26 protein-coding genes are annotated in these 26082 nt (G+C 71.1%); 17 read left to right on the plus strand and 9 right to left on the minus strand.

Annotation, left to right across the window (positions count from 1 at the left end; all coding sequences use genetic code 11):
• Window positions 1-156: 156 nt before the first annotated feature.
• The 3 genes from ACWD4J_RS01980 to ACWD4J_RS01990 form a co-directional block, all read right to left on the minus strand.
• Window positions 157-975: a thioredoxin domain-containing protein gene (locus tag ACWD4J_RS01980; protein ID WP_451393304.1), complete on the minus strand. Its 819-nt coding sequence runs from the start codon at window positions 973-975 to the stop codon at window positions 157-159.
• Between the two features lie 110 nt (window positions 976-1085).
• Window positions 1086-1772 (minus strand): hypothetical protein, encoded by a 687-nt coding sequence (locus tag ACWD4J_RS01985; protein ID WP_451393305.1) that lies wholly within the window; start codon window positions 1770-1772, stop codon window positions 1086-1088.
• Between the two features lie 152 nt (window positions 1773-1924).
• Entirely contained in the window at window positions 1925-3250 is a 1326-nt protein-coding gene (locus ACWD4J_RS01990; protein WP_451393306.1) for a DUF2252 domain-containing protein, read from the minus strand.
• Window positions 3251-3551: 301 nt separating this feature from the next.
• Here ACWD4J_RS01990 and dnaE point away from each other — a divergent pair, with 301 nt between their 5' ends.
• Entirely contained in the window at window positions 3552-7088 is a 3537-nt protein-coding gene (gene dnaE / locus ACWD4J_RS01995) for a DNA polymerase III subunit alpha (protein ID WP_451393307.1), read from the plus strand.
• A 126-nt stretch (window positions 7089-7214) separates the two neighbouring features.
• Here the strand turns inward: dnaE and ACWD4J_RS02000 are convergent, their stop codons facing one another.
• A complete protein-coding gene (locus tag ACWD4J_RS02000) occupies window positions 7215-7385 on the minus strand; it encodes a hypothetical protein (RefSeq protein WP_451393308.1) in 171 nt (56 codons plus the stop codon).
• 287 nt (window positions 7386-7672) lie between these two features.
• Here ACWD4J_RS02000 and ACWD4J_RS02005 point away from each other — a divergent pair, with 287 nt between their 5' ends.
• The 4 genes from ACWD4J_RS02005 to ACWD4J_RS02020 all read left to right on the plus strand — a co-directional run bounded on the left by ACWD4J_RS02005 (window position 7673) and on the right by ACWD4J_RS02020 (window position 11549).
• A complete protein-coding gene (locus ACWD4J_RS02005; protein WP_451393601.1) occupies window positions 7673-8896 on the plus strand; it encodes an NYN domain-containing protein in 1224 nt (407 codons plus the stop codon).
• A gap of 146 nt (window positions 8897-9042) precedes the next feature.
• Complete coding sequence (locus tag ACWD4J_RS02010; protein WP_451393602.1) at window positions 9043-10023, plus strand: ABC transporter ATP-binding protein; 981 nt, start codon at window positions 9043-9045, stop codon at window positions 10021-10023.
• A gap of 13 nt (window positions 10024-10036) precedes the next feature.
• The gene (locus tag ACWD4J_RS02015; RefSeq protein ID WP_451393309.1) at window positions 10037-10867 is read left to right on the plus strand and encodes an ABC transporter permease; all 831 of its coding nucleotides are present in this window, start codon (window positions 10037-10039) and stop codon (window positions 10865-10867) included.
• Window positions 10868-10901: 34 nt separating this feature from the next.
• On the plus strand, window positions 10902-11549 hold the full coding sequence (locus tag ACWD4J_RS02020; RefSeq protein ID WP_451393310.1) for an AAA family ATPase: 648 nt from the start codon (window positions 10902-10904) through the stop codon (window positions 11547-11549).
• A 20-nt stretch (window positions 11550-11569) separates the two neighbouring features.
• Here ACWD4J_RS02020 and ybaK read toward each other — a convergent pair whose 3' ends face one another.
• The 4 genes from ybaK to ACWD4J_RS02040 all read right to left on the minus strand — a co-directional run bounded on the left by ybaK (window position 11570) and on the right by ACWD4J_RS02040 (window position 15596).
• Entirely contained in the window at window positions 11570-12073 is a 504-nt protein-coding gene (ybaK, locus tag ACWD4J_RS02025; protein WP_451393311.1) for a Cys-tRNA(Pro) deacylase, read from the minus strand.
• Window positions 12074-12120: 47 nt separating this feature from the next.
• Window positions 12121-12861 (minus strand): LON peptidase substrate-binding domain-containing protein, encoded by a 741-nt coding sequence (locus tag ACWD4J_RS02030; RefSeq protein WP_451393312.1) that lies wholly within the window; start codon window positions 12859-12861, stop codon window positions 12121-12123.
• Between the two features lie 45 nt (window positions 12862-12906).
• The gene (locus tag ACWD4J_RS02035; protein WP_451393313.1) at window positions 12907-13938 is read right to left on the minus strand and encodes a hypothetical protein; all 1032 of its coding nucleotides are present in this window, start codon (window positions 13936-13938) and stop codon (window positions 12907-12909) included.
• A gap of 140 nt (window positions 13939-14078) precedes the next feature.
• Window positions 14079-15596, minus strand: coding sequence for an oxidoreductase (locus tag ACWD4J_RS02040; RefSeq protein ID WP_451393603.1), 1518 nt, complete (start codon window positions 15594-15596; stop codon window positions 14079-14081).
• Between the two features lie 312 nt (window positions 15597-15908).
• On the opposite strand from ACWD4J_RS02040, the gene hisD reads away from it, so the two are divergent.
• The 8 genes from hisD to hisF all read left to right on the plus strand — a co-directional run bounded on the left by hisD (window position 15909) and on the right by hisF (window position 21745).
• Window positions 15909-17234: a histidinol dehydrogenase gene (hisD, locus tag ACWD4J_RS02045; RefSeq protein ID WP_451393314.1), complete on the plus strand. Its 1326-nt coding sequence runs from the start codon at window positions 15909-15911 to the stop codon at window positions 17232-17234.
• An 8-nt stretch (window positions 17235-17242) separates the two neighbouring features.
• Window positions 17243-18349, plus strand: coding sequence for a histidinol-phosphate transaminase (locus ACWD4J_RS02050; RefSeq protein ID WP_451393604.1), 1107 nt, complete (start codon window positions 17243-17245; stop codon window positions 18347-18349).
• Window positions 18346-18939, plus strand: a complete 594-nt coding sequence (gene hisB, locus ACWD4J_RS02055; protein ID WP_451393315.1) for an imidazoleglycerol-phosphate dehydratase HisB — start codon at window positions 18346-18348, stop codon at window positions 18937-18939. The genes ACWD4J_RS02050 and hisB overlap by 4 nt, the downstream gene beginning before the upstream one ends.
• Window positions 18940-19035: 96 nt before the next feature.
• Window positions 19036-19200, plus strand: coding sequence for a hypothetical protein (locus ACWD4J_RS02060; RefSeq protein WP_451393316.1), 165 nt, complete (start codon window positions 19036-19038; stop codon window positions 19198-19200).
• Window positions 19191-19841 (plus strand): imidazole glycerol phosphate synthase subunit HisH, encoded by a 651-nt coding sequence (hisH, locus tag ACWD4J_RS02065; RefSeq protein WP_451393317.1) that lies wholly within the window; start codon window positions 19191-19193, stop codon window positions 19839-19841. The genes ACWD4J_RS02060 and hisH overlap by 10 nt, the downstream gene beginning before the upstream one ends.
• A gap of 3 nt (window positions 19842-19844) precedes the next feature.
• On the plus strand, window positions 19845-20567 hold the full coding sequence (gene priA / locus ACWD4J_RS02070; RefSeq protein WP_451393318.1) for a bifunctional 1-(5-phosphoribosyl)-5-((5-phosphoribosylamino)methylideneamino)imidazole-4-carboxamide isomerase/phosphoribosylanthranilate isomerase PriA: 723 nt from the start codon (window positions 19845-19847) through the stop codon (window positions 20565-20567).
• A gap of 16 nt (window positions 20568-20583) precedes the next feature.
• Complete coding sequence (locus tag ACWD4J_RS02075; RefSeq protein WP_451393319.1) at window positions 20584-20979, plus strand: RidA family protein; 396 nt, start codon at window positions 20584-20586, stop codon at window positions 20977-20979.
• Window position 20980: 1 nt separating this feature from the next.
• Window positions 20981-21745 (plus strand): imidazole glycerol phosphate synthase subunit HisF, encoded by a 765-nt coding sequence (hisF, locus tag ACWD4J_RS02080; protein WP_451393320.1) that lies wholly within the window; start codon window positions 20981-20983, stop codon window positions 21743-21745.
• Window positions 21746-21830: 85 nt separating this feature from the next.
• On the opposite strand, the gene ACWD4J_RS02085 is transcribed toward hisF, so the two are convergent.
• A complete protein-coding gene (locus ACWD4J_RS02085; RefSeq protein WP_451393321.1) occupies window positions 21831-22466 on the minus strand; it encodes a TIGR03085 family metal-binding protein in 636 nt (211 codons plus the stop codon).
• Between the two features lie 143 nt (window positions 22467-22609).
• On the opposite strand from ACWD4J_RS02085, the gene hisI reads away from it, so the two are divergent.
• The 4 genes from hisI (at window position 22610) to ACWD4J_RS02105 (ending at window position 25712) form a co-directional block, all read left to right on the plus strand.
• The gene (gene hisI, locus ACWD4J_RS02090) at window positions 22610-22975 is read left to right on the plus strand and encodes a phosphoribosyl-AMP cyclohydrolase (protein WP_067275434.1); all 366 of its coding nucleotides are present in this window, start codon (window positions 22610-22612) and stop codon (window positions 22973-22975) included.
• 11 nt (window positions 22976-22986) lie between these two features.
• Window positions 22987-24480 (plus strand): anthranilate synthase component I, encoded by a 1494-nt coding sequence (locus ACWD4J_RS02095; RefSeq protein ID WP_451393322.1) that lies wholly within the window; start codon window positions 22987-22989, stop codon window positions 24478-24480.
• Window positions 24481-24541: 61 nt separating this feature from the next.
• Entirely contained in the window at window positions 24542-25198 is a 657-nt protein-coding gene (locus ACWD4J_RS02100; protein WP_451393323.1) for a TIGR02234 family membrane protein, read from the plus strand.
• A gap of 292 nt (window positions 25199-25490) precedes the next feature.
• Window positions 25491-25712: an HGxxPAAW family protein gene (locus tag ACWD4J_RS02105; protein ID WP_451393324.1), complete on the plus strand. Its 222-nt coding sequence runs from the start codon at window positions 25491-25493 to the stop codon at window positions 25710-25712.
• Window positions 25713-26082 lie beyond the last annotated feature (370 nt).

Genomic DNA, 26082 nt, shown 5'->3' on the forward strand with positions numbered 1-26082 from the left:
CAGATTACTGACCGGTACGAACGCAGAGCGGGCGAACTCGAAAAGTTCGCCCGCTCTTCCGCCGTGCTTACGGCGTATTTCGCTCACCAACCGGGCCGGCAACCGGATTTCCGCCCGAGTGCGGCCGCAGAGGTCCGGCCGCAGAGGGCCGGCCGATCAGGCCTTGAGCGCGTTGTCGATCGCCGTGTTGAAGTCGGCGACGGTCATCGGCGCGTTCTGGCCGTCGGAGCCCGTGAGCTTCTTGCCGTCCATCACCAGGCCCGGCGTTCCCGTGACCCCGTCCTTGTTCTTGTCGAACAGCTCCGACTCGTCCAGCGCCCACTTGTCGAAGGTGCCGTCCTTCACGTCCTTCTGGAACGCCGTGTTGTTCTTGAGGGCGGGCACGGTGTTCGCGACCTTGATCAGGTAGGAGTCGTCCTTGAACTTGTCCTCGGTCTCCTCGGGGTGGTACTTCGCCGAGTAGAGCGCGCTCTTGTAGTCCAGGAAGGCTTCCGGGCTCACGTTGAGGGCGGCGCCGAGCGCGCTGAGCGCGTTCTTCGAGCCCTCGCCCTGGAGGTTGCGGTCGAGGAACGTGGCGCCTATGTACTGGATCTTGTACTTGCCGTCCTCGACGTCCTTGCGCACCGTCGAGCCGACGGTCTGCTCGAAGCTGGCGCATACGGGGCAGCGCGGGTCCTCGTACAGCTTGAGGGTCTTCGTCGCCGTGTCCTTGCCGATGATCACGGTCGTGCCGTTCGTGCCGGACGTGTTCGCCGGCTTGACCAGCTTGTCGTCCTTTGCGGCCTCCCAGTAGGAGGGCTTGTTGGCCTGCACGATGAAGTAGCCGGCGCCGGCGGCTATCGCGAGGACGCCGACGGCCGAGCCGGCGACGATGAGCTGCCGCTTCACCTTGGCCTTCTTGGCCTGCCGCTCGCGCTCCTCGCGCAGCCGCTCGCGGGCCGCCGTCTTCGCCTGCTGGCTGTTCCTCTTGCTCATGGTGGGTGTTTCTCCGTGTTCATGACGTTCTGACGTGATGGCGTGACTGCGTACGTCGTGTCGTACGCGGGGACCGAGGGGACCTGCCGCTCTGCTCTTGACCGCTCTGGTCAGGCGAAGGCAGGCGAGCGCGGCGGTCCGCGTCGTCCCACGGAGTGCACCAGCAGGCGCGTGCGTGCGCTACGCACCCGGCGCGCGGGCCGAGCCCGGTGGCGCGCCGGTGCCGGACGCGCCGTCACGGCGGCGACCGCGATCAGCAGTGGCCGGAACGTCGACGCCGCCACCGCCCGCAGCAGCTGCGCGAGCGCCCGCTCGCCGCGCCGCAGCCACGCGGCAGCGAGCAGACCGACGCCGACGTGGGCGCCGAGCAGCAGCCACGCGGTGGCCGGGTCGGCGTGCGCCAGCAGCGCCGCGGCCCGGCCGGTGTCCCCGCCCGCCACCTGCGCCAGCGGGGTGCCCACAGCGCCGCCGCCGCACAGTACGTCGATGCCGACCGAGCGCAGCGGGCCCGCGACCGGGCCGCCTGCCATGCCGTAGCAGACATGCTGGCCCGCGGTGAACACCGTGTCGGCGGTCAGCTCCAGCGGGATCAGCAGCGCGGCGATCCGCCCGTACCCGCGCTCGCGGCCCGCGAGCGCATAGGCGACGGCGAAGACGGCGGCGGCGATGACGGCGATGGTGGCCAGCGGCAGAGGGGTCCGGGACAGCAGGACGTGCGACGCGACGGAGAGCATCACGACGAGTGTCGTGAAGACCGCCGCGCGCACGGCTCTGGGTGCTGTCTCGGATATGCCCACGAATTCTCTTTCGGGCTGGGTGCCAGGGTCGCCCCCATGGAATGCAGTATCGCCGAGGAGTGTGCCATGGGAACTGATAAGCGACCCCTAAAGAGTCCCTGTGAGAATCCCGACGGCTGCAGAGGCGACTGCGGAGACGACTGCAGGGACGGCTACAGCCCCGGAATCCGCCCGTTGCGGAACAGGTCCACGAAGATCTGGTGGTCCGCACGCGCGCGTGCCCCGTAGCTGTGCGCGAACTCCACGAGCAGCTCGCCGAAGCCGTCCTCGTCGGCCGCGATCGCGGCGTCGATGGCGCGCTCCGTGGAGAAGGGGACCAGTGACTCGCCGGACTGGTCGTCGGCGGCCGAGTGCATGGTGGCGGTGGCCCGGCCCAGGTCGGCGACCACGGCGGCGATCTCCTCCGGGTCGTCGATGTCACCCCAGTCCAGGTCGACCGCGTACGGCGAGACCTCGGCGACCAGTTGCCCCGAGCCGTCCAGCTCGGTCCAGCCGAGCCACGGGTCGGCGTGCGCCTGCAGGGCGCGCTGCGAGATCACCGTGCGGTGGCCCTCGTGCTGGAAGTAGTCCCGGATCGCCGCGTCGGTGATGTGCCGGGACACGGCCGGGGTCTGGGCCTGCTTGATGTAGATCACCACGTCGTTCTCGAGGGCGTCGCTGTGGCCCTCGAGCAGGATGTTGTACGACGGCAGGCCCGCGGAGCCGATGCCGATGCCGCGGCGGCCGACGACGTCCTTCACGCGGTACGAGTCGGGGCGGGCCAGCGAGGTTTCCGGCAGCGTCTCCAGGTAGCCGTCGAAGGCCGCGAGGACCTTGTAGCGGGTGGCCGCGTCCAGCTCGATGGAGCCGCCGCCCGGCGCGAAGCGGCGCTCGAAGTCACGGATCTCGGTCATCGAGTCGAGCAGCCCGAACCGCGTCAGAGAGCGGGCGTCGCGCAGCGCGTCGAGGAGCGGGCCCTCGGCGGTGTCCAGCGTGAACGGCGGCACCTCGTCGCTCTTGGCGCCGGTCGCCAGAGCGCGGATGCGCTCGCGGTACGCCGCCGCGAAGACCCGCACCAGCTCGGTGATCTGCTCGTCGCTCAGCGCCTTCGCGTACCCGATCAGCGCCAGCGATGCGGCCAGGCGCTTGAGGTCCCAGGTGAACGGGCCCACATAGGCCTCGTCGAAGTCGTTGACGTTGAAGATCAGGCGGCCCGTGGAGTCCATGTAGGTGCCGAAGTTCTCCGCGTGCAGATCGCCGTGGATCCACACGCGCGCGGTGCGGTCGTCCAGGTACGGTCCGCCGTGCCGCTCGGCCTCCAGGTCGTGGTAGAAGAGGCCGGCCGTGCCCCGGTAGAAGGCGAAGGCGGACGCCGCCATCTTCCGGAACTTCACGCGGAACGCCGCGGGATCGGCGGCCAGCAGCTCGCCGAAGGCGGTCTCGAAGACGGCAAGGATCTCGTCGCCGCGCTGCTCGGCGCTGGGCTGCGGGACCGACATCGCTGGGTGCCTCCTGGTACGGCTGGTGTGCGTGGTGTCTGGGACGGCGTTCCGTCCCCTTCCAACGGACGACAGTACGCGTCAGTGCCCGGCCTTTGGTCACTGCGGCGGTACGCGGGCGTGGCCGGTGTGTGTCCGGAGGTGGTACGCGCGCGTGCCACGCCGGGAGCGCTCGGTACTCCGCCCGCGCCGCGCGAGCGCGCCGCCGGGGTCCGTGGAGTGCCCTCGCCTGTCGGTGCCCGGGCATAGACTTCGAGGCTGTCCCCGACTGTCGTCGATCCTTGCCCCTGGAGGCCAGACCGTGTCGAAGCCGCCGTTCACGCACCTGCACGTGCACACCCAGTACTCGCTGCTGGACGGTGCGGCGCGGCTCAAGGACATGTTCAACGCGTGCAACGAGATGGGCATGACGCACATCGCCATGTCCGACCACGGCAACCTCCACGGAGCGTACGACTTCTTCCACTCCGCGAAGAAGGCCGGAGTCACCCCGATCATCGGGATCGAGGCATATGTCGCCCCCGAGTCGCGGCGCAACAAGCGCAAGATCCAGTGGGGCCAGCCGCACCAGAAGCGGGACGACGTCTCCGGTTCCGGCGGCTACACGCACAAGACGATCTGGGCGGCCGACGCGACGGGCCTGCACAACCTCTTCCGCCTCTCCTCCGACGCGTACGCCGAGGGCTGGCTGCAGAAGTGGCCCCGGATGGACAAGGAGACCATCGCCCAGTGGTCCCAGGGCCTGATCGCCTCCACCGGCTGCCCCTCCGGTGAGCTGCAGACCCGGCTGCGCCTCGGCCAGTACGACGAGGCACTGAAGGCGGCCGCCGACTACCAGGACATCTTCGGCAAGGACCGCTACTTCCTGGAGCTGATGGACCACGGCATCGACATCGAGCACCGGGTCCGCGACGGCCTCCTGGACATCGGCAAGAAGCTCGGCATCCCGCCGCTGGTCACCAACGACTCGCACTACACGTACGCGCACGAGGCGGGCGCCCACGACGCCCTGCTGTGCATCCAGACCGGCAAGAACCTCTCGGACCCGGACCGCTTCAAGTTCGACGGCACCGGCTACTACCTGAAGTCCACGGACGAGATGTACGCCATCGACTCCTCGGACGCCTGGCAGGAGGGCTGCCGCAACACGCTCCTGGTGGCCGAACAGATCGACACCACCGGCATGTTCGAGGCCAAGAACCTCATGCCGAAGTTCGACATCCCCGAGGGCTACACCGAGGTCACCTGGTTCAAGGAGGAGGTCCGCCGCGGCATGGAGCGCCGCTTCCCCGGCGGCATCCCCGAGGACCGCCAGAAGCAGGTCGAGTACGAGATGGACGTCATCATCCAGATGGGGTTCCCGGGCTACTTCCTCGTGGTTGCCGACTTCATCATGTGGGCGAAGAACCAGGGCATCGCCGTCGGCCCCGGGCGAGGTTCCGCGGCCGGTTCGATCGTCGCCTACGCCATGGGCATCACCGACCTCGACCCGATCCCGCACGGCCTGATCTTCGAGCGGTTCCTGAACCCCGAGCGCGTCTCCATGCCCGACGTCGACATCGACTTCGACGAGCGTCGGCGCGTCGAAGTCATCAGGTATGTGACCGAGAAGTACGGCGCCGACAAGGTCGCCATGATCGGCACCTACGGCAAGATCAAGGCCAAGAACGCGATCAAGGACTCCGCACGCGTGCTGGGCTACCCGTACGCCATGGGCGACCGTCTCACCAAGGCGATGCCCGCCGACGTCCTCGGCAAGGGCATCGACCTCAACGGCATCACCGACCCCTCGCACCCGCGCTACAGCGAGGCGGGCGAGATCCGCGGGATGTACGAGAACGAGCCGGATGTGAAGAAGGTCATCGACACCGCCAAGGGCGTCGAGGGCCTGGTCCGGCAGATGGGTGTGCACGCGGCCGGCGTGATCATGTCCAGCGAGACCATTACCGACCATGTCCCCGTGTGGGTGCGGCACACGGACGGCGTGACGATCACACAGTGGGACTACCCGAGCTGTGAGTCGCTGGGCCTGCTGAAGATGGACTTCCTGGGCCTGCGGAACCTCACGATCATGGACGACGCCGTCAAGATGGTGAAGTCCAACAAGGACATCGACATCGATCTGCTGAGCCTTCCGCTCGACGATCCGACGACGTTCGAGCTGCTCCAGCGCGGCGACACCCTCGGCGTCTTCCAGTTCGACGGCGGCCCCATGCGCTCGCTGCTGCGCCTGATGAAGCCCGACAACTTCGAGGACATCTCCGCCGTCTCCGCGCTCTACCGTCCGGGCCCGATGGGCATGGACTCGCACACCAACTATGCCCTGCGCAAGAACAAGCTCCAGGAGATCACCCCGATCCACAAGGAGCTGGAGGAGCCCCTCGAGGAGGTCCTGGCCGTCACCTACGGCCTGATCGTCTACCAGGAGCAGGTGCAGAAGGCCGCCCAGATCATCGCCGGCTACTCGCTCGGCGAGGCCGACATCCTGCGCCGCGTGATGGGCAAGAAGAAGCCCGACGAACTGGCCAAGAACTTCACCATCTTCCAGGCCGGCGCCCAGAAGAACGGCTACAGCGACGAGGCCATCCAGGCCCTGTGGGACGTGCTGGTCCCCTTCGCCGGCTACGCCTTCAACAAGGCGCACTCCGCGGCGTACGGACTGGTCTCGTACTGGACCGCGTACCTGAAGGCGAACTACCCGGCCGAGTACATGGCCGCGCTGCTGACCTCCGTCAAGGACGACAAGGACAAGTCGGCCGTCTATCTCAACGAGTGCCGCCGCATGGGCATCAAGGTGCTGCCGCCCGATGTGAACGAGTCCGAGCACAACTTCGCCGCGCAGGGCGACGACGTGATCCTCTTCGGCCTCTCCGCGGTGCGCAACGTCGGCACCAACGTGGTCGAGTCGATCATCCGCTGCCGCAAGGCCAAGGGGAAGTACGCCTCGTTCCCCGACTACCTCGACAAGGTCGAGGCGGTCGTCTGCAACAAGCGCACCACCGAATCGCTCATCAAGGCGGGCGCGTTCGACACGATGGGGCACACCCGCAAGGGCCTCACCGCGCAGTACGAGCCGATGATCGACAACGTGGTGGCGGTCAAACGCAAGGAGGCCGAGGGGCAGTTCGACCTCTTCGGCGGCATGGACGAGGGCGGCGACGAGCCGGGGTTCGGCCTCGACGTCACCTTCTCCGAGGACGAGTGGGACAAGGCGTACCTGCTCGCCCAGGAGCGCGAGATGCTCGGCCTCTATGTCTCCGACCACCCGCTCTTCGGCATCGAGCACGTCCTGTCCGACAAGACCGACGCGGCCATCGCCCAGCTCACCGGCGGCGAGCACGCGGACGGTGCCGTGGTCACCATCGGCGGCATCATCTCCGGCCTGCAGCGCAAGATGACCAAGCAGGGCAACGCGTGGGCGATCGCGACCGTGGAGGACCTGGCGGGCTCCATCGAGTGCATGTTCTTCCCGGCCACGTACCAGCTGGTGTCGACCCAACTCGTCGAGGACGCGGTGGTGTTCGTCAAGGGCCGGCTCGACAAGCGAGAGGACGTGCCGCGGCTGGTCGCGATGGAGCTGATGGTCCCCGACCTGTCCAACGCGGGCGCCAACGCCCCGGTGGTCATCACCATTCCGACCACGCGCGTGACCCCGCCGATGGTCAGCCGCCTCGGCGAGATCCTCAGCCACCACAAGGGCAACAGCGAGGTGCGGATCAAGCTCCAGGGTGCCCGTAAGACGACCGTGCTGCGCCTCGACCGGCACCGGGTCCAGCCGGACCCCGCGCTCTTCGGCGACTTGAAGGTGCTGCTCGGCCCGTCCTGCCTGGCCGGCTGAGCCGAGGCGCGTCGGCGCCGGAGCGATGAGACAGCAGGAGCAATGAGACAAGCAAGAGGGGCGCACCCGCCTTTGGGTGCGCCCCTCGTGGCGTACCTGCGGCCGCTCGAGCCTTACGGAAAGGCGTCAGTTGTGGCCGAAGCGACGCTGCTGCTTACGGGCAACATCAGCAGGGTTGCCCTGGGGTATCTCCGAGTGCGCTTCGGTCGCGACCGATTTCGCCTCCTGCGCCGCGTGCTCGGTCTGCGAAGCGCGACCCTGCTGGGCACCCTGCTTGCGGTTCTTGTTCTTGGCCATGGTGATGCCTCCTGTGGGGATTAGGGGCCAGGGCCGGGACCAGATTCACATACGATGACAAGCAGCGCATTTCAGAGAATTACCGTGCGTGATAAGGGATGCGGCGAACCAATCCGTCGATACGCCACGCCGAAGATCGAGTTCGGGCCGTTAACACCCGTATGGTCGGGCAGACTCGAAGGAAACCCGAAGCACACCCGCACTCGTCGGTACGTCGGTAATTGCGGGCCTCCGAAGACCCTTGAGGGAAACCTCGAGGAAATGCCCAGGGAAAGAGGGTGGATCGCGTGGACCGCTGCGTCGTCCTGGTGGACGCCGGATATCTGCTGGGGGCCGCTGCGAGTCTCCTCGCCGGGGAACCGTCCCGGTCCCGGATCACCGTCGATCACGCCGCACTCATCCAGGGGCTGCGCGAACGCGCCGAGTCGGACACGGAGCGGCCGCTGCTGCGCATCTACTGGTTCGACGGAGCCCCCGACCGCGTACCGCAACCCGAGCACCGCAGGCTGCGCGTGATGTCGCGGGTGACCGTCCGGCTCGGCGCCCTGACCCGCAGCGACGGCCGCTGGGCGCAGAAGGGCGTCGACGCCGCGATGCACGCCGAGCTCACCGAACTGGCGCGCAACCGGGCCTGCTCCGATGTGGTGCTCGTGACCGGCGACGGCGATCTGCTGCCCGGCATGATGGCGGCCAAGGAGCACGGGGTCGCCGTGCACCTGTGGGCCGTGCAGGCCGCGGGCAGCGACTACAACCAGTCCGAGGACCTGGTCGCCGAGGCCGACGAGCGGCGCGTCCTCGACCGGGCCTGGATCACCAAGGCCGTACGGGCCAAGGAGCTCGGCGGGATCTGCGCGACGCCGCCCGCACCGCGCCCCGAGATCGCCGCGATCCTCTCCGCGCCGCTGCCCGAGTCCGCGCTCGCCGCGGCCGAGCGGCCTGACGGCGAGCCGTCCGGTGTGCAGCATCCGCCGGTTGCCCCTACGGGCAACGGGACGGGCGAACGCGGCCCCGCGACCGCCAAGGGGGTTCCCACGCCGAAGGACCTGGCCGCCCTGCGCGGCCCTGGCACGCAGGCGGCGCAGCATCCCGCGAGCGCGACGCTGCGGTGGTCGTCCGACAAGGGCTGGGTCGACCGCACCGGCATCGCCGAGCCCGCGGAGGCCGCCTCGCTGCCGACGCTGGCCCAGCTCACGACCGCCGAGCAGGGGTGGGCCGACCGCGAGGAGGACATCACGACGGTGGGCGGCGACCCGTACGAGGTGGGGGAGGTCTTCGCCCGCCGCTGGATGGAGCGGCTGCCGGACCAGGGGCATCTGCAGCGGCTGTCCACCATGTATCCGCGGATTCCGCACCGCATCGACGGGGAGCTGCTGCGGTACGCGGCGCGGTTCGGGCTGCTCGCGCATAAGGACGACCAGATCGATGAGCATGATCGGTATGCGATTCGGGCGGGGTTCTGGCGGGAGGTGGATGCGCGGACCGCGGCGGAGCATGCCCCTGCCGGGGACTGATCTCCGGGTGCCCCGGTACGGGGTTGCCCGGGGGTGGGCACAGGCGGCGGCGGGACGGGCCCCGGCGCAACCGCTGGGCCTTCGACCACGTAGGCTCGTCCTTCGTGAATACGCGCACCGCACCGTCAGGACACGGCATCGATGTCGTGTGCGCCGTGCGCGGCCTGGTGAAGACGTATCGCGCGACGCGCGGGCGGCGAGGGGCGCCCGGTACGCCCGAGGTGCGGGCCACCGACGGCGTCGACCTCGAGATCAGGCGCGGTGAGATCTTCGGGCTGCTCGGGCCGAACGGCGCCGGCAAGTCCACCCTCGTACGCCAGCTGACCGGACTGATGCGGCCCGACGCCGGAAGCATCGGCATCCTCGGGCACGACATCGTGCGGCATCCCGAGCGCGCGGCGCGGATCCTCGCCTACCTCGGGCAGGAGTCCACCGCCCTGGACGAGCTGACCGTGGCGCTCGCCGCCGAGACCACCGGGCGCCTGCGCGGACTCGATGCCCGGCGTGCGCGCGCGGAGCGGGACGCCGTACTGGACGAGCTCGGCCTCGGCCCGATCGCCGGCCGGCCGCTGAAGAAACTCTCCGGAGGACAGCGCCGCCTCGCCTGCTTCGCCGCCGCGCTCGTCGGCGAGCGCCCCCTCCTCGTTCTCGACGAGCCGACGACCGGCATGGACCCCGTGGCACGCCGCGCCGTGTGGACCGCCGTCGACCGGCGCCGTGCCGAGCATGGCGCGACCGTAGTGCTCGTCACCCACAACGTCATCGAGGCCGAAACGGTCCTCGACCGGGTCGCGGTCCTCGACCGCGGCCGCGTCATCGCCTGCGACACCCCTGTCGGGCTGAAGGAGAAGGTCGCCGGGGAGGTACGGGTGGAGCTCGTGTGGCGCGAGCAGGCGCCGCTCGACGTGCCGGAGGTCGCCGCGCTGCGAGGCTCCGCCGTCGAGTCCGGCCGCCGCTGGGCGCTGCGCCTGGCCCCGGACGAGGCCCGTGCCGCGGTCGCCGCGGTCACCGGCGGCGCCGCCTTCGCGGCCCTCGACGACTTCACGCTCGCCACACCGAGCCTGGAGGACGTCTACCTCGCCCTCGGAGGCAGCGAGAACAGCGCGCAGGGCCTGGTGAAGTCGTGAGGAGTGGTGTGCGATGAGTGCCGTGCCCATGGAGGCCCCCGTCCACGCGGGCGGTGGTGGCACAGGCGGCGGCGAGGCCGTCCACGGTGCCGCCGTGCTCGCCCCCCGCGCCCGCCTGCTCCCCTCGCTCTCGGCCGTATACAAGGCGCAGCTCTCCCGGGCGCGGGTGGCCCGGATCCCGCTGCTGTTCGTCGCCACGTTCCAGTCCATCGGGATCATGATCCTGATGCGGGGTGTCGTCGACGGCGGGGGAGAGGCGCGGGCCGTCGTGGCCGGGTCGTCCGTCCTGGTCGTCGCCTTCGTCGCGCTGAACCTGCTCGCCCAGTACTTCGGGCAGCTCAGGGCGGACGGCGGGCTCGACCACTACGCCACGCTGCCGGTGCCGCCCGCCGCCGTCGTGCTCGGCGCCGCGGCCGCGTACGCCTCCTTCACCGTGCCCGGCACGATCGTCACGGCCGTCGTGGGCTGCACGCTCTTCCAGCTGCCGCTCGCGCACCTGTGGGTGCTGGTCGCGGTGATCCCGCTCGCGGGCGCCGCCCTCGCCGGGCTCGGCGCCGCCCTGGGCCTGCTCGCCCCGCGGCCCGAGCTCGCCACTCTGCTCGGCCAGCTGGGCATGTCCGCGGCGCTGCTGCTCGGCGTGCTGCCGCCGGACCGGCTGCCGTCCGTCGTGCAGTACGCGCGTGACCTGCTGCCCTCCACCTACGGCGTGGAGGCCTTCGCACGTACCTTCGGCACCCACCCGGACTGGGCGGCCGTGCTCCTCGACCTCGCCGTGTGCGCCGCCGTCGGCGTCGTGTCACTGACCGTGGCCACCATGGCCTACCGCCGGGCAGCCGTCCGGTGACGCGTCCCGCGCCGCGGACTGGCACGATGTCAGGGTGACCGCACCGCTGACACCACCGCCGCATCAACCGCCCGCGCACAACGCCTGGCAGTCCCCGCCTGCCGGAGGCGGTGCGGTGCCTCCTGTCTCGTACGCATACGACGAGGACGGCCCCGGCATGAAGACCGAAGTGCGGCAGGCCGCCGTGATCACGGTCGCGGTGGCGGTCTGCGGTGTCCTGCTGGGACTGCTGTGGCTCTGGCTGGCACCGCGCGTCCCGCTGGTCGCGGACGCCAGCGCCGTGTATCTGAAGGACACCGAGGGCGAACAGGCCATCGGCGTCGACGGCACGTTCACCCTTCTGGCCCTCGCCTTCGGCGCGGTCAGCGGGCTCGTCGCCTTCCTGATACGCAGGCGTGGCGGCGTCCCGCTGGTCGTCGGCCTCGCTTTGGGTGGGCTGCTCGGGTCGGTGCTGGCCTGGCGGCTCGGTGTGTGGCTCGGGCCGACTCAGGACGTGGTGGCGCATGCCAAGGCGGTCGGGAAGGGCGTCACGTTCGACGCGCCGCTGAAGCTGAATGCCACGGGCGCCCTGCTCGCCTGGCCTGTTGCGGCCATGGCCGTGCATCTCGGGCTCACGGCCCTGTTCGGGCCGCGCGACCCCGAGCCGTATCCCGGGCCGTACGGGGGTCAGCCGCCGGCGTGAGGCGGCACTGCCTGCCCGGTTTACGTCCGGCCGATCGGAGCCACCACCGCGTCCGTCAACGTCGTCAGGTCGGCCGGGGCCAGTTCGATCTCCAGGCCTCGGCGGCCCGCCGAGACGCAGATCGTCTCGTGCTTCTCCGCGGACGCGTCGAGTACGGTACGCAGCTTCTTGCGCTGGCCGAGGGGTGAGATGCCGCCGAGCACATAGCCGGTGGTGCGCTCCGCGGCGGCGGGGTCGGCCATCGCCGCGCGCTTGCCGGACACCGCCGACGCCAGCGCCTTGAGGTCGAGCGATCCGGAGACCGGCACGACGGCGACCGTGAGTTCGCCGTCGACGTCGGCGACGAGCGTCTTGAACACCCGGTCCGGCGACACCCCCATGGCCTCGGCCGCCTCCTCGCCGTACGAGGGGTGCGCCGGGTCGTGCTCGTAGGCATGCACCGTGAACGACGTGCCCGCGGCGGTGAGGGCCACGGTCGCAGGAGTGCCCCCGGACTGGTTCTGCTTCTTCGACTTCTTCGCCATCCGGCTTCTCGCTTCTCCCCTGCGGCAGTCGGGATCTGTGTCGTCGGTCAGTTGAGGCTGGTCGGCGCCCGGGTCAGCTCGGTCGCGGGCAGCGACGGCAGATGACGGATGATCGCCGTCTCGGCGCGCAGCAGCTTCAACTCGTCACGCAGCCGCGACGACGTGTCCGGTGCCTGCAGCAGCCGCTGCTTCGTCGGGGTGTCCAGCATCGTGGCCGCGGCCACCAGGTAGGAGACGACCGACGGCTCGTCCGGCAGCTCCGCGCCCGTCGACAGCGTCCGCTCGCGCGCCCCGGCCAGCCGCTTCTGGTACGTGCGGAAGGCGCGCAGGACTCCGTCGGCCAGGGCGCCGGCCTCGTCGCCCGGCTCCTCCGGCAGCTCTTCGAGTTCCGCGGTCAGAAACGCCCCGGAGGCGTCGACGGAGCGCAGCCGGACCCGGGTGGTGCCGGTCGCCAGCACCTCGAAGGTGCCGTCCTCGCGCTCCCGTATGGTCGCCGCGTCCGCGATACAGCCCACGCCGTGGAACGCCTTCACCGGGTCGTCGCCGAAGCCCGCGGCCGGGCCGCGCTCCGGCAGGGCTGTCTGGTCGGGCAGGCCGGGCGCGCTGGGTGCCACCTCGTGGCCGTCGCGGATCGCGACGACGGCGAACCTGCGCGGTTCGCCTTCGGGTGTCTTGAGCAGCTCGCGCATCATGGCGCGATAGCGCTCCTCGAAGATGTTCAGGGGCAGGACGAGCCCCGGGAACAGCACCGAGTTCAATGGGAAGAGCGGGAGCCGGACGGTGGTCACGACGTTAAAGACTAATGGCCGCCGAAGGCTGATGGTCTCCGCAGGTCAGTGGCGGCCGGTCTCCTCGGGCGTCCGGCGGGCCCGCAGCGGCGTGGCCGAGGCGACCTCTATGCGGACGCCGTCGCGCAGCTCCAGGAACTGGCCCAGCGGATCGTCCGAGACCCGGTCCCAGGGGAACGAGGTCGCGTACGGCCCGGTCAGCCGCAGCTGCTCCAGGGCGTCGGCCCAGCGCTCGAGGCGGACGAGGACGTAGATGAGGAGGTTGCGGACCTCCGCCGGCCACGGGTCGGCGGCCGTGTACTCGTACGACAGGGCGATCGCGAGGTCGGCGGCCGCGTCGAGTCGCTCGCGCGGCACGAGCCCGGCGAAACCGGCCGGCCCGCCGGCCGGATCACTCGTCAGATACGCGAAGGCGGCGCGCACCGGAAGCGCCTGCACCAGAGAGCCGGGCAGCGCGTCCTGGGCGGCCCGCTCGGCGAAGTCGAAGCACTCGCGGTGCGAGCCGTACCAGGCGGCAGACAGGTACTTGAGGGCCGCCACATGGCAGCCGTAGTGGTGCGGCGAGCGGCGCACCGCCTCGGCCCACAGCTCCTCGAAGACGGTGTGCGGCGCGTTGGTGCCGCGGGCGTGGTCCAGGGCGATGCGCCAGGGCACCGGGTCGCGGGGGTCGCCGTCCGCGGCCGCCGCGATCAGCGGGCTCACCTCGCGCAGCAGCTCGGCGCGGGCCGGGGACTCCCAGCCGCGGACGACGGCCAGCTGCGCCTTCACCAGCAGGGCGTCCGGGTCGTGCGGGGCGGCGAACTGCCAGTACGCGAACCACTCCGGGCGGGACTGCGTGAAGCCCGCGAGACGCATCACGTACCGGTCGCGGTTCTCCCACTCGGCGGACTCGCGGGTGGCGGCGAGGACCTTGGCGGCCAGGTCGTACTCGCCCCGCCCCGCGGCGACGAGGGCGGGCGCGAGGCGGTCGTCGGGCGCGTCGAGGAGCACCTCGTCGTCCGGGGGCAGACCGGCGGCGAGACGCGGGGTGTGCCGGGCCATCCGGGCGGCGCGGAGCAGGGCACTCAGCAGGGCCATGGCGGGCACACCCTCCTTTGCGCCTGAGCGCGCCCCGCTCTCGCGGACCTGGTCGCTCGCCGTCGGGGTTTCTCGATTGATGGTTGCGGTGAAAAGACGGCTGACAGGGGACCATGGTTGCCTGTGTGCCAGGTAAAGGTTCAGCTTCTGCGCAGCAGTCGCGTCGCTCCCGCCGCCACGGTCGTCGCCAGGATCCAGCCCGCGAGGATCAGCCCGGCCGCGGCCCACTGCCAGACGCCGTGCAGTCGCCAGTAGCCGTCCTGGCCGAGGTCGATGACGGGCAGCAGCAGATCCAGCGCGAACAGCGAGGCGTTCCAATCGGGATGCTCCCCGCCGCCCTTGAGGGGCGGGTGGTCGGCGTGCGAGAACGCCACGGCGCTCACCGCCCACAGCACGGTCATCCACACGGCGGCCCGGCCCGGGCGGTACCCGTAGGCGACCGCCCAGTCCTGCACGTATCCCCACAGCTTCCCCGCGAGCGGCAGCGTCTCGCGGCGGCGGCGCTGCTTGGCGAGCAGCACCTCCCGGGCGTCGGCGTCCTCACCGCTGTTGCGCAGCACGGCCGCCAGCCGCTCGTACGGCTCAGGGCTGTACTCGGGGGTGGCCGCGGCCACCCAGTCCAGCCTGCGGGCGAGCGGGAAGCTGCGGCGCGGCACCAGGTTCTCGTACGCGAAGCCGCCCATCGCGAGGCCGCCGGGGCCGGGCCAACTCGCCGCCATGTCCACGAGGTTGACGATCCGCGCCCCCGACAGCACCACCCGCCCGCGCTCCGGCCGCCGGCCGAGGAAGCGCAGCTCGGGCGTCTGTATGCGGCGCAGCGACAGCTCCTGGTCGTCCTCCATGACGAACTGCGCCTGCTCCAGGTCGACGGCGTCGCCGAACCGCCCGTCGTCCAGCCGGATCCCGCCCAGGCATTCGAAGTGCTGGACCCGGGTGCCGCGTGCCGGCGTCGTGCCGCTGGTCAGCACCGGATTGCCGAGACCCGCCGGGGTCAGGTAGAGCGTGCGCTCCACGGTCAGCTGGGGGGCGTTCAGCGCCCGGCGGCCCTCGGGGTTGGCCAGACGGCTGCCGCGCAGGCTCAGCGAGACGCCGACCTTCGCGCCGCGCAGGCTCACCTCGCCGTGCGCCTGCAACATCTCGGCCTGCAGGTCCTGGCCCACGGCCAGCCCGTCCGCCATGATCGAGCGCCCGCGCCTGTCCTGGTGCACGACCGCCTGGTTGAGCAGCAGGTCCGTGCCGATGTGGGCGTCCGTGAGCCGTATCCCGCCCAGGAACCGGCACCGCGGCAGATGCAGATCGCCCTCCGTGTGCACGCGGGCCGCCTCCAGCCGGGGAATCGAGCAGTCGACCAGCCGGACCGTGGTGAACCGGGCCTCCGGCAGCAGGATCTCCTTCTCGAACCGGCACGCCTTCAGCTCGACGTACGGGACGACCGTGCCGCCCGCGAGATCGAGGAGGTCCGTGATCCGCACCCCGACGAGCTTCAGCGCGGAGACCCGGCCGGCCAGCGCGGGCGGCCCGTCGAGCAGCAGCCAGCACACGATGCGCGCCCGCACACTGCGCTCCGGGCCCCATGAGTGCCCGCCGTGCGGATCGTCCACCGCCCGGTCGCCGCTGCTGAGGTCGTACGCCGTACCGCTGCGGAACGCCTGCCACATCCCGCTCTCGACCTCTGTCAGCCCCTCGGGCGGCTCGCCCGTGCCCGCGGTGTCGACCACGTCTCTTCTTCCTCCCCGTATGCCCCACGCCACACCTACTCGTGGGTTCGTACAACCGGTCATGCCCGCTGAGTGACCTGCTGAACGCACGGAGTGGCGATTTCGTGTGGCGCGCGGGGAGGCTGTGGCCACCGGATACCGCCGTACGTGGTCGCCGACCGCGGATCATCTGCATCAGGGGACGCGGACACTGCGTATCAGACACTGATACAGACGTCCGGGCGCCAGTGCGGGTCTGAGAGAATTGGCCATGTGATCTCCCGAATCGATCTGCGCGGCGACGCCCTCCCCGAGGGTCCCGCCCTGCGCGACCTGCTGCCCCGAGCCGACTTCGACGTTCAGGCCGCCCTCGAGAAGGTGCGTCCGATCTGCGAGGCCGTGCATCATCGTGGCGACGCGGCGCTGATCGACTTCGCCGAGAAATTCGACGGTGTACGTCTGGAATCCGTACGGGTCCCGGCCCAGGCGATCAGCGACGCGCTGGAGCAGCTCGACCCGGCGGTACGCGCGGCCCTGGAGGAGTCCATCCGCCGCGCCCGGCTCGTCCACCGCGAGCAGCGCCGTACGACGCACACCACGCAGGTCGTGCCCGGCGGCTCGGTGACCGAGAAGTGGGTGCCGGTCGAGCGGGTGGGGCTCTACGCCCCCGGCGGCCGGTCGGTCTACCCGTCCTCCGTGGTCATGAACGTCGTACCGGCGCAGGAGGCCGGCGTCGAGTCGATCGCGCTCGCCTCCCCGGCGCAGGCCGACTTCGGCGGCCTGCCGCACCCGACGATCCTCGCCGCGTGCGCGCTGCTCGGCGTCGACGAGGTGTACGCGGCCGGCGGCGCCACCGCCGTCGCGATGTTCGCGCACGGCACCGAGTCCTGCCCGCCCGTCAACATGGTCACCGGCCCCGGCAACATCTGGGTCGCCGCCGCCAAGCGCTACTACACCGGCAAGATCGGCATCGACGCCGAGGCCGGCCCGACCGAGATCGCGATCCTCGCGGACTCCACGGCCGACCCGGTGCACGTCGCCGCCGACCTGATCAGCCAGGCCGAGCACGACCCGCTCGCGGCCGCCGTCCTCGTCACCGACTCCGTCGAACTGGCGGACGCGGTGGAGAAGGAGCTGGAGCCGCAGGTCGCGGCCACCAAGCACATCGACGACCGGATCGTCCCGGCCCTCGAGGGCAAGCAGTCCGCGATCGTGCTCGTCGACGGCGTCGACGAGGGCCTGCGGGTGGTCGATGCCTACGGCGCCGAGCACCTGGAGATCCAGACGGCCGACGCGACCGCCGTCGCCGACCGGGTGAGGAACGCGGGCGCGATCTTCATCGGCCCCTGGGCGCCGGTCTCGCTGGGCGACTATGCGGCCGGCTCCAACCACGTCCTGCCCACCGGCGGCTGCGCCTGCCACTCCTCGGGCCTGTCCGTCCAGTCCTTCCTGCGCGGCATCCACATCGTCGACTACACGAAGGACGCGCTGGCCGAGGTCGCGCATCACGTGGTGACGCTGGCGGAGGCGGAGGACCTGCCCGCGCACGGCGCGGCGGTCAAGGCGAGGTTCGGATGGAAGGTCCCTGAGAGCAAGTGACTGAGCAAGTGACCGGCATCGACGATCTCCCCGTACGCGACGAGCTGCGCGGCAAGTCCCCCTACGGCGCGCCCCAGCTGGACGTCCCCGTACGGCTGAACACCAACGAGAACCCGTACCCGCTGCCCGAGCCGCTGGTCGAGCGGATCACCGAGCGGGTGCGCGAGGCGGCCCGGGACCTCAACCGCTACCCGGACCGGGACGCCGTCGAGCTGCGCACGCAGCTCGCCAAGTACCTGACGGACACCTCCGGCCACGAGGTGGGCCTCGCCAACGTCTGGGCCGCCAACGGCTCCAACGAGGTCATCCAGCAGCTGCTGCAGACCTTCGGCGGACCGGGCCGCACGGCGATCGGCTTCGAGCCGTCGTACTCGATGCACGCGCTCATCGCGCGCGGCACCGGCACGGGCTGGATCTCGGGCCCGCGGAACGAGGACTTCACGATCGACCTCGCCGCCGCCGAGAAGGCCATCGCCGAGAACCGGCCGGACGTCGTCTTCATCACGACCCCCAACAACCCCACGGGCAACGCGGTCCCGCGCGAGACGGTCCTCGCGCTGTACGAGGCCGCGCAGGCGGCCAAGCCGTCGATGGTGGTCGTGGACGAGGCGTACATCGAGTTCAGCCACGGCGACTCGCTGCTGCCGCTGCTCGAAGGACGGCCGAATCTCGTCGTCTCGCGCACGATGTCGAAGGCGTTCGGCGCGGCGGGTCTGCGCCTCGGCTATCTCGCCGCGCACCCGGCGGTCGTGGACGCGGTCCAGCTCGTACGGCTGCCGTACCACCTGTCGGCCGTCGCGCAGGCGACCGCGCTGGCGGCCCTGGAGCACACCGACACGCTGCTGAAGTACGTCGAGCAGCTGAAGGCGGAGCGGGACCGGCTGGTCGCCGAGCTGCGGTCCATGGGCTACGAGGTCACCGAGTCCGACGCGAACTTCGTGCAGTTCGGGCGCTTCGAGGACGCGCACAAGGTCTGGCAGAAGATCCTCGACCGGGGCGTCCTGGTCCGGGACAACGGAGTACCGGGCTGGCTGCGGGTCACCGCGGGCACCCCCGAAGAGAACGACGCGTTCCTCGACGCGGTACGTGAACTGAAGAAGGAGCAGAGCGCATGAGCCGCCTAGGACGCGTGGAACGGACGACCAAGGAGACCTCGGTCCTCGTCGAGATCGACCTCGACGGCACCGGGAAGACCGACATCAAGACCGGCGTCGGCTTCTACGACCACATGCTCGACCAGCTCGGCCGCCACGGTCTGTTCGACCTGACCGTGAAGACCGACGGCGACCTGCACATCGACTCGCACCACACCATCGAGGACACCGCCCTCGCGCTCGGCGCCGCCTTCAAGCAGGCGCTCGGCGACAAGGTGGGCATCTACCGCTTCGGCAACTGCACGGTCCCGCTGGACGAGTCGCTCGCCCAGGTCACGGTCGACCTCTCCGGCCGCCCGTACCTCGTGCACACCGAGCCCGAGAAGATGGCGCCGATGATCGGCGAGTACGACACGACGATGACCCGGCACATCCTCGAGTCCTTCGTCGCCCAGGCGCAGATCGCCCTGCACGTCCACGTGCCGTACGGGCGCAACGCGCACCACATCGTGGAGTGCCAGTTCAAGGCCCTGGCACGGGCGCTGCGTTACGCCTCGGAGCGTGACCCGCGCGCGGCCGGCATCCTTCCGTCGACGAAGGGCGCACTGTGAGCGACGCACGCGCGGCCACCGGTCCGCAGACGACCGCGAAAGCCGCACCTCTGCGCCGCGCGGGCGGAGAAGCGAACGGAAGGGTGCAGTAAAGCCATGAACGGTCTCTCCACTGTCCTGATCTTGGTCGGGCTCTTCCTTCTCGGCGGCATCTACTCCTTCGTCAAGCAGCAGATGCCCAAGAGCCTCATCACGCTGCTTTCCATCGGTGCCGCGATGTGTCTCGTGGCGGGCGTCCTCCGGCTGGAGGTGTGGAATTGAGTACCCCGGCAAAACGCGTGGTCGTCTTCGACTACGGCTTCGGGAACGTCCGGTCCGCCGAGCGCGCCCTCGCCCGCACCGGCGCCGAGGTCGAGATAACGCGTGACTTCGACAAGGCCATGAACGCCGACGGACTGCTCGTCCCGGGCGTCGGCGCCTTCGCCGCGTGCATGCAGGGCCTCAAGGAGGCCCGCGGCGACTGGATCATCGACCGGCGCCTCTCCGGCGGCCGCCCGGTCATGGGTATCTGCGTCGGCATGCAGATCCTGTTCGCGCGCGGCATCGAGCACGGTGTCGAGACCGAGGGCCTCGACGAGTGGCCCGGCTCGGTCGAGCCGCTCCAGGCCGAGATCGTCCCGCACATGGGGTGGAACACGGTCGAGGCCCCGGCCGGCACGGAACTGTTCAAGGACGTCGATCCTGACGCCCGGTTCTACTTCGTGCACTCCTACGCCGTGCACGACTGGTCCATGGAGACCGCGAACCCGGCCATGCGCGCCCCGCTCGTCACCTGGACCACGCACGGCAAGCCGTTCGTGGCGGCCGTCGAGAACGGTGCCCTGTGGGCCACGCAGTTCCACCCCGAGAAGTCCGGCGACGCCGGCGCACAGCTGCTCACCAACTGGATCGGAACCCTGTAGACCATGGCCAAGCTCGAACTCCTCCCCGCCGTCGACGTCCGCGACGGCCAGGCCGTCCGCCTCGTGCACGGCGAGTCCGGTACGGAGACCTCGTACGGCTCCCCGCTGGAGGCCGCCCTGGCCTGGCAGCGGTCGGGCGCCGAGTGGCTGCACCTGGTCGACCTGGACGCCGCGTTCGGCACCGGTGACAACCGCGCGCTGATCGCCGAGGTCGCGAAGGCGATGGACATCAAGGTGGAGCTGTCCGGTGGCATCCGCGACGACGACACCCTCGCCGCCGCCCTCGCCACCGGCTGCACCCGCGTCAACCTGGGCACGGCCGCCCTGGAGACCCCCGAGTGGGTCGCCAAGGTCATCGCCGAGCACGGCGACAAGATCGCCGTCGGTCTCGACGTCCGCGGCACCACGCTGCGCGGTCGCGGCTGGACCCGCGACGGCGGCGACCTCTACGAGACGCTGGAGCGCCTCAACAAGGAGGGCTGCGCGCGGTACGTCGTCACGGACATCGCCAAGGACGGCACGCTGCAGGGCCCCAACCTGGAGCTGCTGAAGAACGTCTGCGCGGCCACCGACCGCCCGGTCGTGGCCTCCGGCGGCGTCTCGTCCCTGGACGACCTGCGGGCGATCGCCGAGCTCGTCCCGCTGGGTGTGGAGGGCTCGATCGTGGGCAAGGCCCTCTACGCGAAGGCGTTCACCCTGGAAGAGGCCTTGGAGGCCGTGTCGTGAACAAGGACGCAGTGTCATGACGACCGATGCCGTGCGGCGCGTGCAGAGTGGGACCCCCTGGGAGGAGTCCATCGGCTTCGCGCGCGCCGTCGCGGCCGGCGACCGTGTCCTGGTCGCGGGCACGACGTCCTTCAAGGGCAGCGTGCTCTACGGCGAGGGCGACCCGTACGAGCAGGCCAAGGTGGCCTTCTCACACGCACTCGAAGCGATCGCCGAGTTCGGGCTCGGCATCGAGTCGGTGATCCGTACACGTATGTATCTGACCCATGCACGGGACGTCGACGAGGTGGGGCGGGCCCACAAGGAGCTCTTCGACTCCGTGCGCCCGGCCGCGACCATGCTGGTCGTGGAGGGCTTCGTCGACCCGCGCATCCTGGTCGAAGTGGAACTAGAAGCTTTCAGAGGAGCCTGAGGTGACCCTCGCGGTCCGAGTCATCCCCTGCCTGGACGTGGACAACGGCCGCGTCGTCAAGGGTGTGAACTTCCAGAACCTGCGCGACGCGGGCGACCCCGTCGAGATGGCGAAGGTGTACGACGCCGAGGGCGCCGACGAGCTCACCTTCCTGGACATCACGGCGTCGTCGGGCAACCGCGAGACGACGTACGACGTGGTGCGCCGCACCGCCGAGCAGGTCTTCATCCCACTCACCGTGGGCGGCGGCGTGCGCACCGCCGAGGACGTCGACAAGCTGCTGCGCGCCGGCGCGGACAAGGTCGGCGTCAACACGGCGGCGATCGCCCGCCCGGACCTGATCCGCGAGATCGCCGAGCGGTTCGGCCGCCAGGTCCTCGTCCTGTCGGTCGACGCCCGCCGCACGGACGCGGGCACCCCGTCCGGCTACGAGGTGACGACCCACGGCGGCCGCCGCGGCACCGGCATCGACGCCGTCGAGTGGGCCCACCGCGCGGCCGAGCTCGGCGCCGGCGAGATCCTGCTCAACTCGATGGACGCCGACGGCACGAAGGACGGCTACGACATCGAGATGATCGAGGCCGTCCGGGGGCACGTCACCGTCCCCGTCATCGCCTCCGGCGGCGCGGGCAAGCTCGCCGACTTCCCGCCGGCGATCAAGGCGGGCGCGGACGCGGTCCTTGCCGCGTCGGTGTTCCACTTCGGGGATCTGCGGATCGGCGAGGTGAAGGGGGCGCTGCGGGCGGCGGGGCACCCCGTGCGGTGACGCGCTGCTGAGCCCAAGGCCGAAGACGAGCCGTGTTCAGCCGCGGACCGGCTGAACACGGCTCACGGAAGCCGGGTGGAGCTGCTCAGATCCCCAGCTGCTTCGTCTCCTGCAGCTTCGTGACCGCGTCCTTCTCGCCGTCCAGCTCGACCTTCGCCGCGGACTGGCGGCCGAACGCGAACATCGTGAGCTCGCCCGGCTCCCCGGTGACCGTGACGACCGGGGTGCCGCGCTTGCCCACGGCCGTCTGGCCGTCCGGGCGGCGCAGGACCAGGCCCGACGTCGCACCGCGGCACAGGACGCGGGCCATGCGCTCCAGGCGGGACCAGAGCGTGTCGGCGAAGACCGGGTCGAGCTCGCGCGGTGTCCAGTCGGGCTGGGCGCGGCGGACGTCCTCGGTGTGGACGTAGAACTCGACCGCGTTCGCCGCCTCGTCGATCTGCTTCAGCGCGTACGGCGAGAAGCGCGGCGGGCCCGTCCGGATGAGCTGGATCAGCTCCTCGTACGGCTTGGCGGCGTACTCCGCCATCACCCGCTCGAGGCGGCTCGCCAGCGGCTTGATCAGGATTCCGCCCGCCGCGTCCGGGCGGCGCTCGCGCACGACGACGTGCGCGGCCAGGTCGCGGGTCCCCCAGCCCTCGCAGAGGGTGGGCGCCTCGGGCCCCGCGGCCTCCAACAGGTCGGCGAGGAGCAGCCGTTCACGCTTGGCATGGGTCGACATGGGGTCAGCGTACGGCGGCGCCCCGGCGGCTGCCACGGTACGGGGCCGTGCGGGCGCGGCTCCGTACCCGCGGAGGCTCGCGCGGGTGTCCACCGGGCGGACGGCGCGCCGCGCTGTCGTACCGATCCAGCACAATGGCTCTCATGAGCAGCACGCCCCCTCCCAGCAGCCTGGACCCGGAGATCGCCGCGCGCCTCAAGCGCAGCGCGGACGGTCTCCTGCCCGCCATCGCCCAGCAGTACGACACCGGTGAGGTGCTGATGCTCGGCTGGATGGACGACGAGGCGCTGCACCGCACGCTCACCACGGGCCGGTGCACGTACTGGTCGCGCAGCCGCCAGGAGTACTGGGTCAAGGGGGACACCTCCGGCCACTTCCAGTACGTGAAGTCGGTGGCCCTCGACTGCGACGCCGACACCGTGCTGGTGAAGGTCGACCAGGTCGGCGCCGCCTGCCACACGGGAGCCCGCACCTGCTTCGACGCCGACGTCCTCCCTCTGAGTCAGTAAGGTCGGCCGCCATGGACCTCGAGACGTTCCGCAAGCTGGCCACCGACCGCCGCGTCATCCCCGTCAGCCGCAAGCTGCTGGCGGACGGTGACACCCCCGTCGGGCTGTACCGCAAGCTCGCCGCCGAGCGCCCCGGCACCTTCCTGCTGGAGTCCGCCGAGAACGGCCGCTCCTGGTCCCGCTACTCCTTCGTCGGCGTGCGCAGCGCCGCCACGCTCACCGAGCGGGACGGGCAGGCGCACTGGCACGGCGTCCCGCCGGTCGGCGTGCCGGTCGACGGCGACCCGCTCGCCGCCCTGCGCGCCACCGTCGAGGCGCTGCACACGCCGCACGACCTGGGCGCCGGAATGCCGCCGTTCACCGGCGGCATGGTGGGCTATCTCGGGTACGACATCGTGCGGCGCCTGGAGAAGATCGGCCCCGGCGACCACGACGACCTGCAGCTCCCCGAGCTGACCATGCTGCTCACCAGCGATCTGGCCGTCCTGGACCACTGGGACGGCAGCGTCATGCTCATCGCCAACGCGATCAACCACAACGACCTCGACACGGGCGTCGACGAGTCCTACGCCGACGCGGTGGCCCGCCTCGACGCCATGGAGGCGGACCTGTCGCGGCCGATCGCCCAGCCCCCGGCGGTGCTCCCGCCGTCCGAGCTGCCGGAGTTCACCGCGCTGTGGGGCGGGCCGGACTTCCAGGACGCCGTCGAGGACATCAAGGAGCGCATCCGCGCGGGCGAGGCCTTCCAGGTCGTGCCCTCGCAGCGGTTCGAAACCCCTTGCACGGCAAGCGCGTTGGACGTCTACCGCGTGCTGCGGGCGACCAACCCGTCCCCGTACATGTACCTGTTCCGCTTCGACGGCTTCGACGTCGTCGGATCGAGTCCCGAGGCCCTCGTGAAGGTCGAGGACGGGCGCGCGATGGTCCACCCGATCGCCGGGACCCGGCCGCGCGGTGCCACGCCGCAGGAGGACCAGGCGCTCGCTGACGAGCTGCTCGCCGACCCCAAGGAGCGCGCCGAGCACCTGATGCTCGTCGACCTCGGGCGCAACGACCTCGGGCGCGTCTGCGAGCCCGGCTCGGTCGAGGTCGTCGACTTCATGTCCATCGAGCGGTACTCGCACGTGATGCACATCGTGTCGACCGTGACCGGGCGGGTCGCGGAGGGACGCACGGCCTTCGACGTCCTGACCGCCTGCTTCCCCGCGGGCACCCTGTCGGGCGCGCCGAAGCCGCGCGCCATGCAGATCATCGACGAGCTCGAGCCCGCGCGCCGCGGCCTGTACGGCGGCTGCGTCGGCTACCTCGACTTCGCCGGCGACTCCGACACGGCGATCGCCATCCGCACGGCCCTGCTGCGGGACGGCACGGCGTACGTCCAGGCGGGCGCCGGCATCGTCGCCGACTCCGACCCGGTCGCCGAGGACACGGAGTGCCGCAACAAGGCGGCGGCGGTCCTGCGGGCGGTCCACACGGCGAACCGGCTGGGCACGGCCTCTGCGTAGCGGTACCGGGGCGGCACCCCCGCCCCGTCGCTCACCGGTGGGCGTGGGGGATAGTGGACGGGTGACTTCTGCAGCAGTTCCCCAGCCCCGTCGCGAAGGCCGTGAAGGGGCGTCCGCGACCACCGCCCCCCGCCCCGGCCGCCGCAGCCTCGCAGCCGCCCTGCTGCTGGGCGCCGTCGGCGCGGCTGTCGTGCTGCTCGCCTCCCGGCAGGAGTGGGCCGGCGGCACGGCCTCCGTGGCGGGCGGCGACTTCCCGCTGACGGCCAAGGGCGGCGACGTCACCGGCGTACCGGCCGCGCTCGCGATAGTGGCCCTCGCGGCCCTCGTCGCGGTCTTCGCGGTGCGCCGGGCGGGGCGCCTGCTCGTCTCGGCCCTCCTCGCGCTCTCGGGCGCGGGCACCGTCGCCGCCGCCGTGCTCGGCGCCGGCGACAGCTCCGTACTCGACGAGAAGGCCGCCGAGGTGGCGGGCAACACCGCGGCGACCGTCGGCGCGCTGACCCACACCGCATGGCCGTACGTGGCCGCCGCGGGCGGTGCACTCCTGTTCCTCGCGGGGCTGCTCGCCCTGCGCTACGGCCGCGGCTGGCCCGCCATGTCCGGCCGGTACGAGCGCGACGGCACCCCCCGTCCCCGTAAGGCGCCGGTCGTGGACCCCGACCGGCCCGAGGACCTCTGGAAGGCCCTCGACCGGGGCGAGGACCCTACCGGCGGGGAGTGACCGGGGCGGGGCTGTGCGGCAAGCGGTCTCGTGGCCCGGAGATCCCGAAACCCGTGGTCCGCAGGTCCCGAACCCGTGGTTCGGAGGTCCCCCGGTCCCGTGGTCGGGAAGTCCCCGGGCTCTCGGGTCTTCCGGCCCGGCGGCCTGGGACCCCCCGCGGCTCAGCCGAACGTGTGAGTACGGGACAATGGGTTTCGAGCGTCCCGCTCACCACCGCGTAGCACGTCGTAGCACGTCACGCAGACAGCCGCGTACCGCGCACACAGCAACGAGAGCAACGAGGAGCAAAGCAATGGCGGGCAGCCACGGACACGGACACACCCCGGCCGCGTGGACCGGTGTCATCATCGCCTTCATCGGTTTCTGCGTCGCGGGTGCCTTCATGGTCATGGCCAACCCGGTGGGCTTCTGGGCCGGCATGGTGATCATCGGTGCCGGCGCGGTCGTCGGCGGCGCCATGAGCGTGGCCGGTCTGGGCCAGAAGCGGCCGCAGCCCGCGCCGTCCGAGAGCTGACGCTCCCGCGCTCCCCGATTCTCCACGCCGAAGGGGGCGGCACCGGCCCGGCGCCGGAGCCGCCTCCTTCGCGTGCCTGTGAGGGGCCGTCCGGCGGGCGGAACGTCTGCCTCCGGGGCAGAATGCCCGCGTGAACCCCGAACCCCGGAGCGCGGCGCCCACGGGCCACGCTGCGCCCTCTGGCCGCATCGCGCACCCTGGCCACGCCGCTCCCGACGGTCACACCGCGCCGAGTGACTCTGCGGCGGCGACTGCCCGTACGGCACCGGCGGGGCGTAAGGCCTCGGCCGGGCGTGCTGCGCCGTCGGGGCATGTCGTGCCCGCCGGGTGTGGCGCGCCGGTCGGTGATGTCGTGTCGTGCGGCCATCCG

The sequence above is a fragment of the Streptomyces sp. NPDC002577 genome (assembly GCF_053594815.1).

Excerpts from the sequence above, each read along its gene's own strand:
- ACWD4J_RS01980 (WP_451393304.1), bottom strand. The coding sequence starts at position 975 with ATGAGCAAGAGGAACAGCCAGCAGGCGAAGACGGCGGCCCGCGAGCGG.
- ACWD4J_RS01990 (WP_451393306.1), bottom strand. The coding sequence starts at position 3,250 with ATGTCGGTCCCGCAGCCCAGCGCCGAGCAGCGCGGCGACGAGATCCTT.
- ACWD4J_RS02000 (WP_451393308.1), bottom strand. The coding sequence starts at position 7,385 with ATGGCCAAGAACAAGAACCGCAAGCAGGGTGCCCAGCAGGGTCGCGCT.
- ACWD4J_RS02015 (WP_451393309.1), top strand. The coding sequence starts at position 10,037 with ATGAGTGCCGTGCCCATGGAGGCCCCCGTCCACGCGGGCGGTGGTGGC.
- ybaK (WP_451393311.1), bottom strand. The coding sequence starts at position 12,073 with ATGGCGAAGAAGTCGAAGAAGCAGAACCAGTCCGGGGGCACTCCTGCG.
- ACWD4J_RS02035 (WP_451393313.1), bottom strand. The coding sequence starts at position 13,938 with ATGGCCCTGCTGAGTGCCCTGCTCCGCGCCGCCCGGATGGCCCGGCAC.
- ACWD4J_RS02040 (WP_451393603.1), bottom strand. The coding sequence starts at position 15,596 with ATGTGGCAGGCGTTCCGCAGCGGTACGGCGTACGACCTCAGCAGCGGC.
- hisB (WP_451393315.1), top strand. The coding sequence starts at position 18,346 with ATGAGCCGCCTAGGACGCGTGGAACGGACGACCAAGGAGACCTCGGTC.
- ACWD4J_RS02060 (WP_451393316.1), top strand. The coding sequence starts at position 19,036 with ATGAACGGTCTCTCCACTGTCCTGATCTTGGTCGGGCTCTTCCTTCTC.
- priA (WP_451393318.1), top strand. The coding sequence starts at position 19,845 with ATGGCCAAGCTCGAACTCCTCCCCGCCGTCGACGTCCGCGACGGCCAG.
- ACWD4J_RS02075 (WP_451393319.1), top strand. The coding sequence starts at position 20,584 with ATGACGACCGATGCCGTGCGGCGCGTGCAGAGTGGGACCCCCTGGGAG.
- ACWD4J_RS02085 (WP_451393321.1), bottom strand. The coding sequence starts at position 22,466 with ATGTCGACCCATGCCAAGCGTGAACGGCTGCTCCTCGCCGACCTGTTG.
- hisI (WP_067275434.1), top strand. The coding sequence starts at position 22,610 with ATGAGCAGCACGCCCCCTCCCAGCAGCCTGGACCCGGAGATCGCCGCG.
- ACWD4J_RS02095 (WP_451393322.1), top strand. The coding sequence starts at position 22,987 with ATGGACCTCGAGACGTTCCGCAAGCTGGCCACCGACCGCCGCGTCATC.
- ACWD4J_RS02105 (WP_451393324.1), top strand. The coding sequence starts at position 25,491 with ATGGCGGGCAGCCACGGACACGGACACACCCCGGCCGCGTGGACCGGT.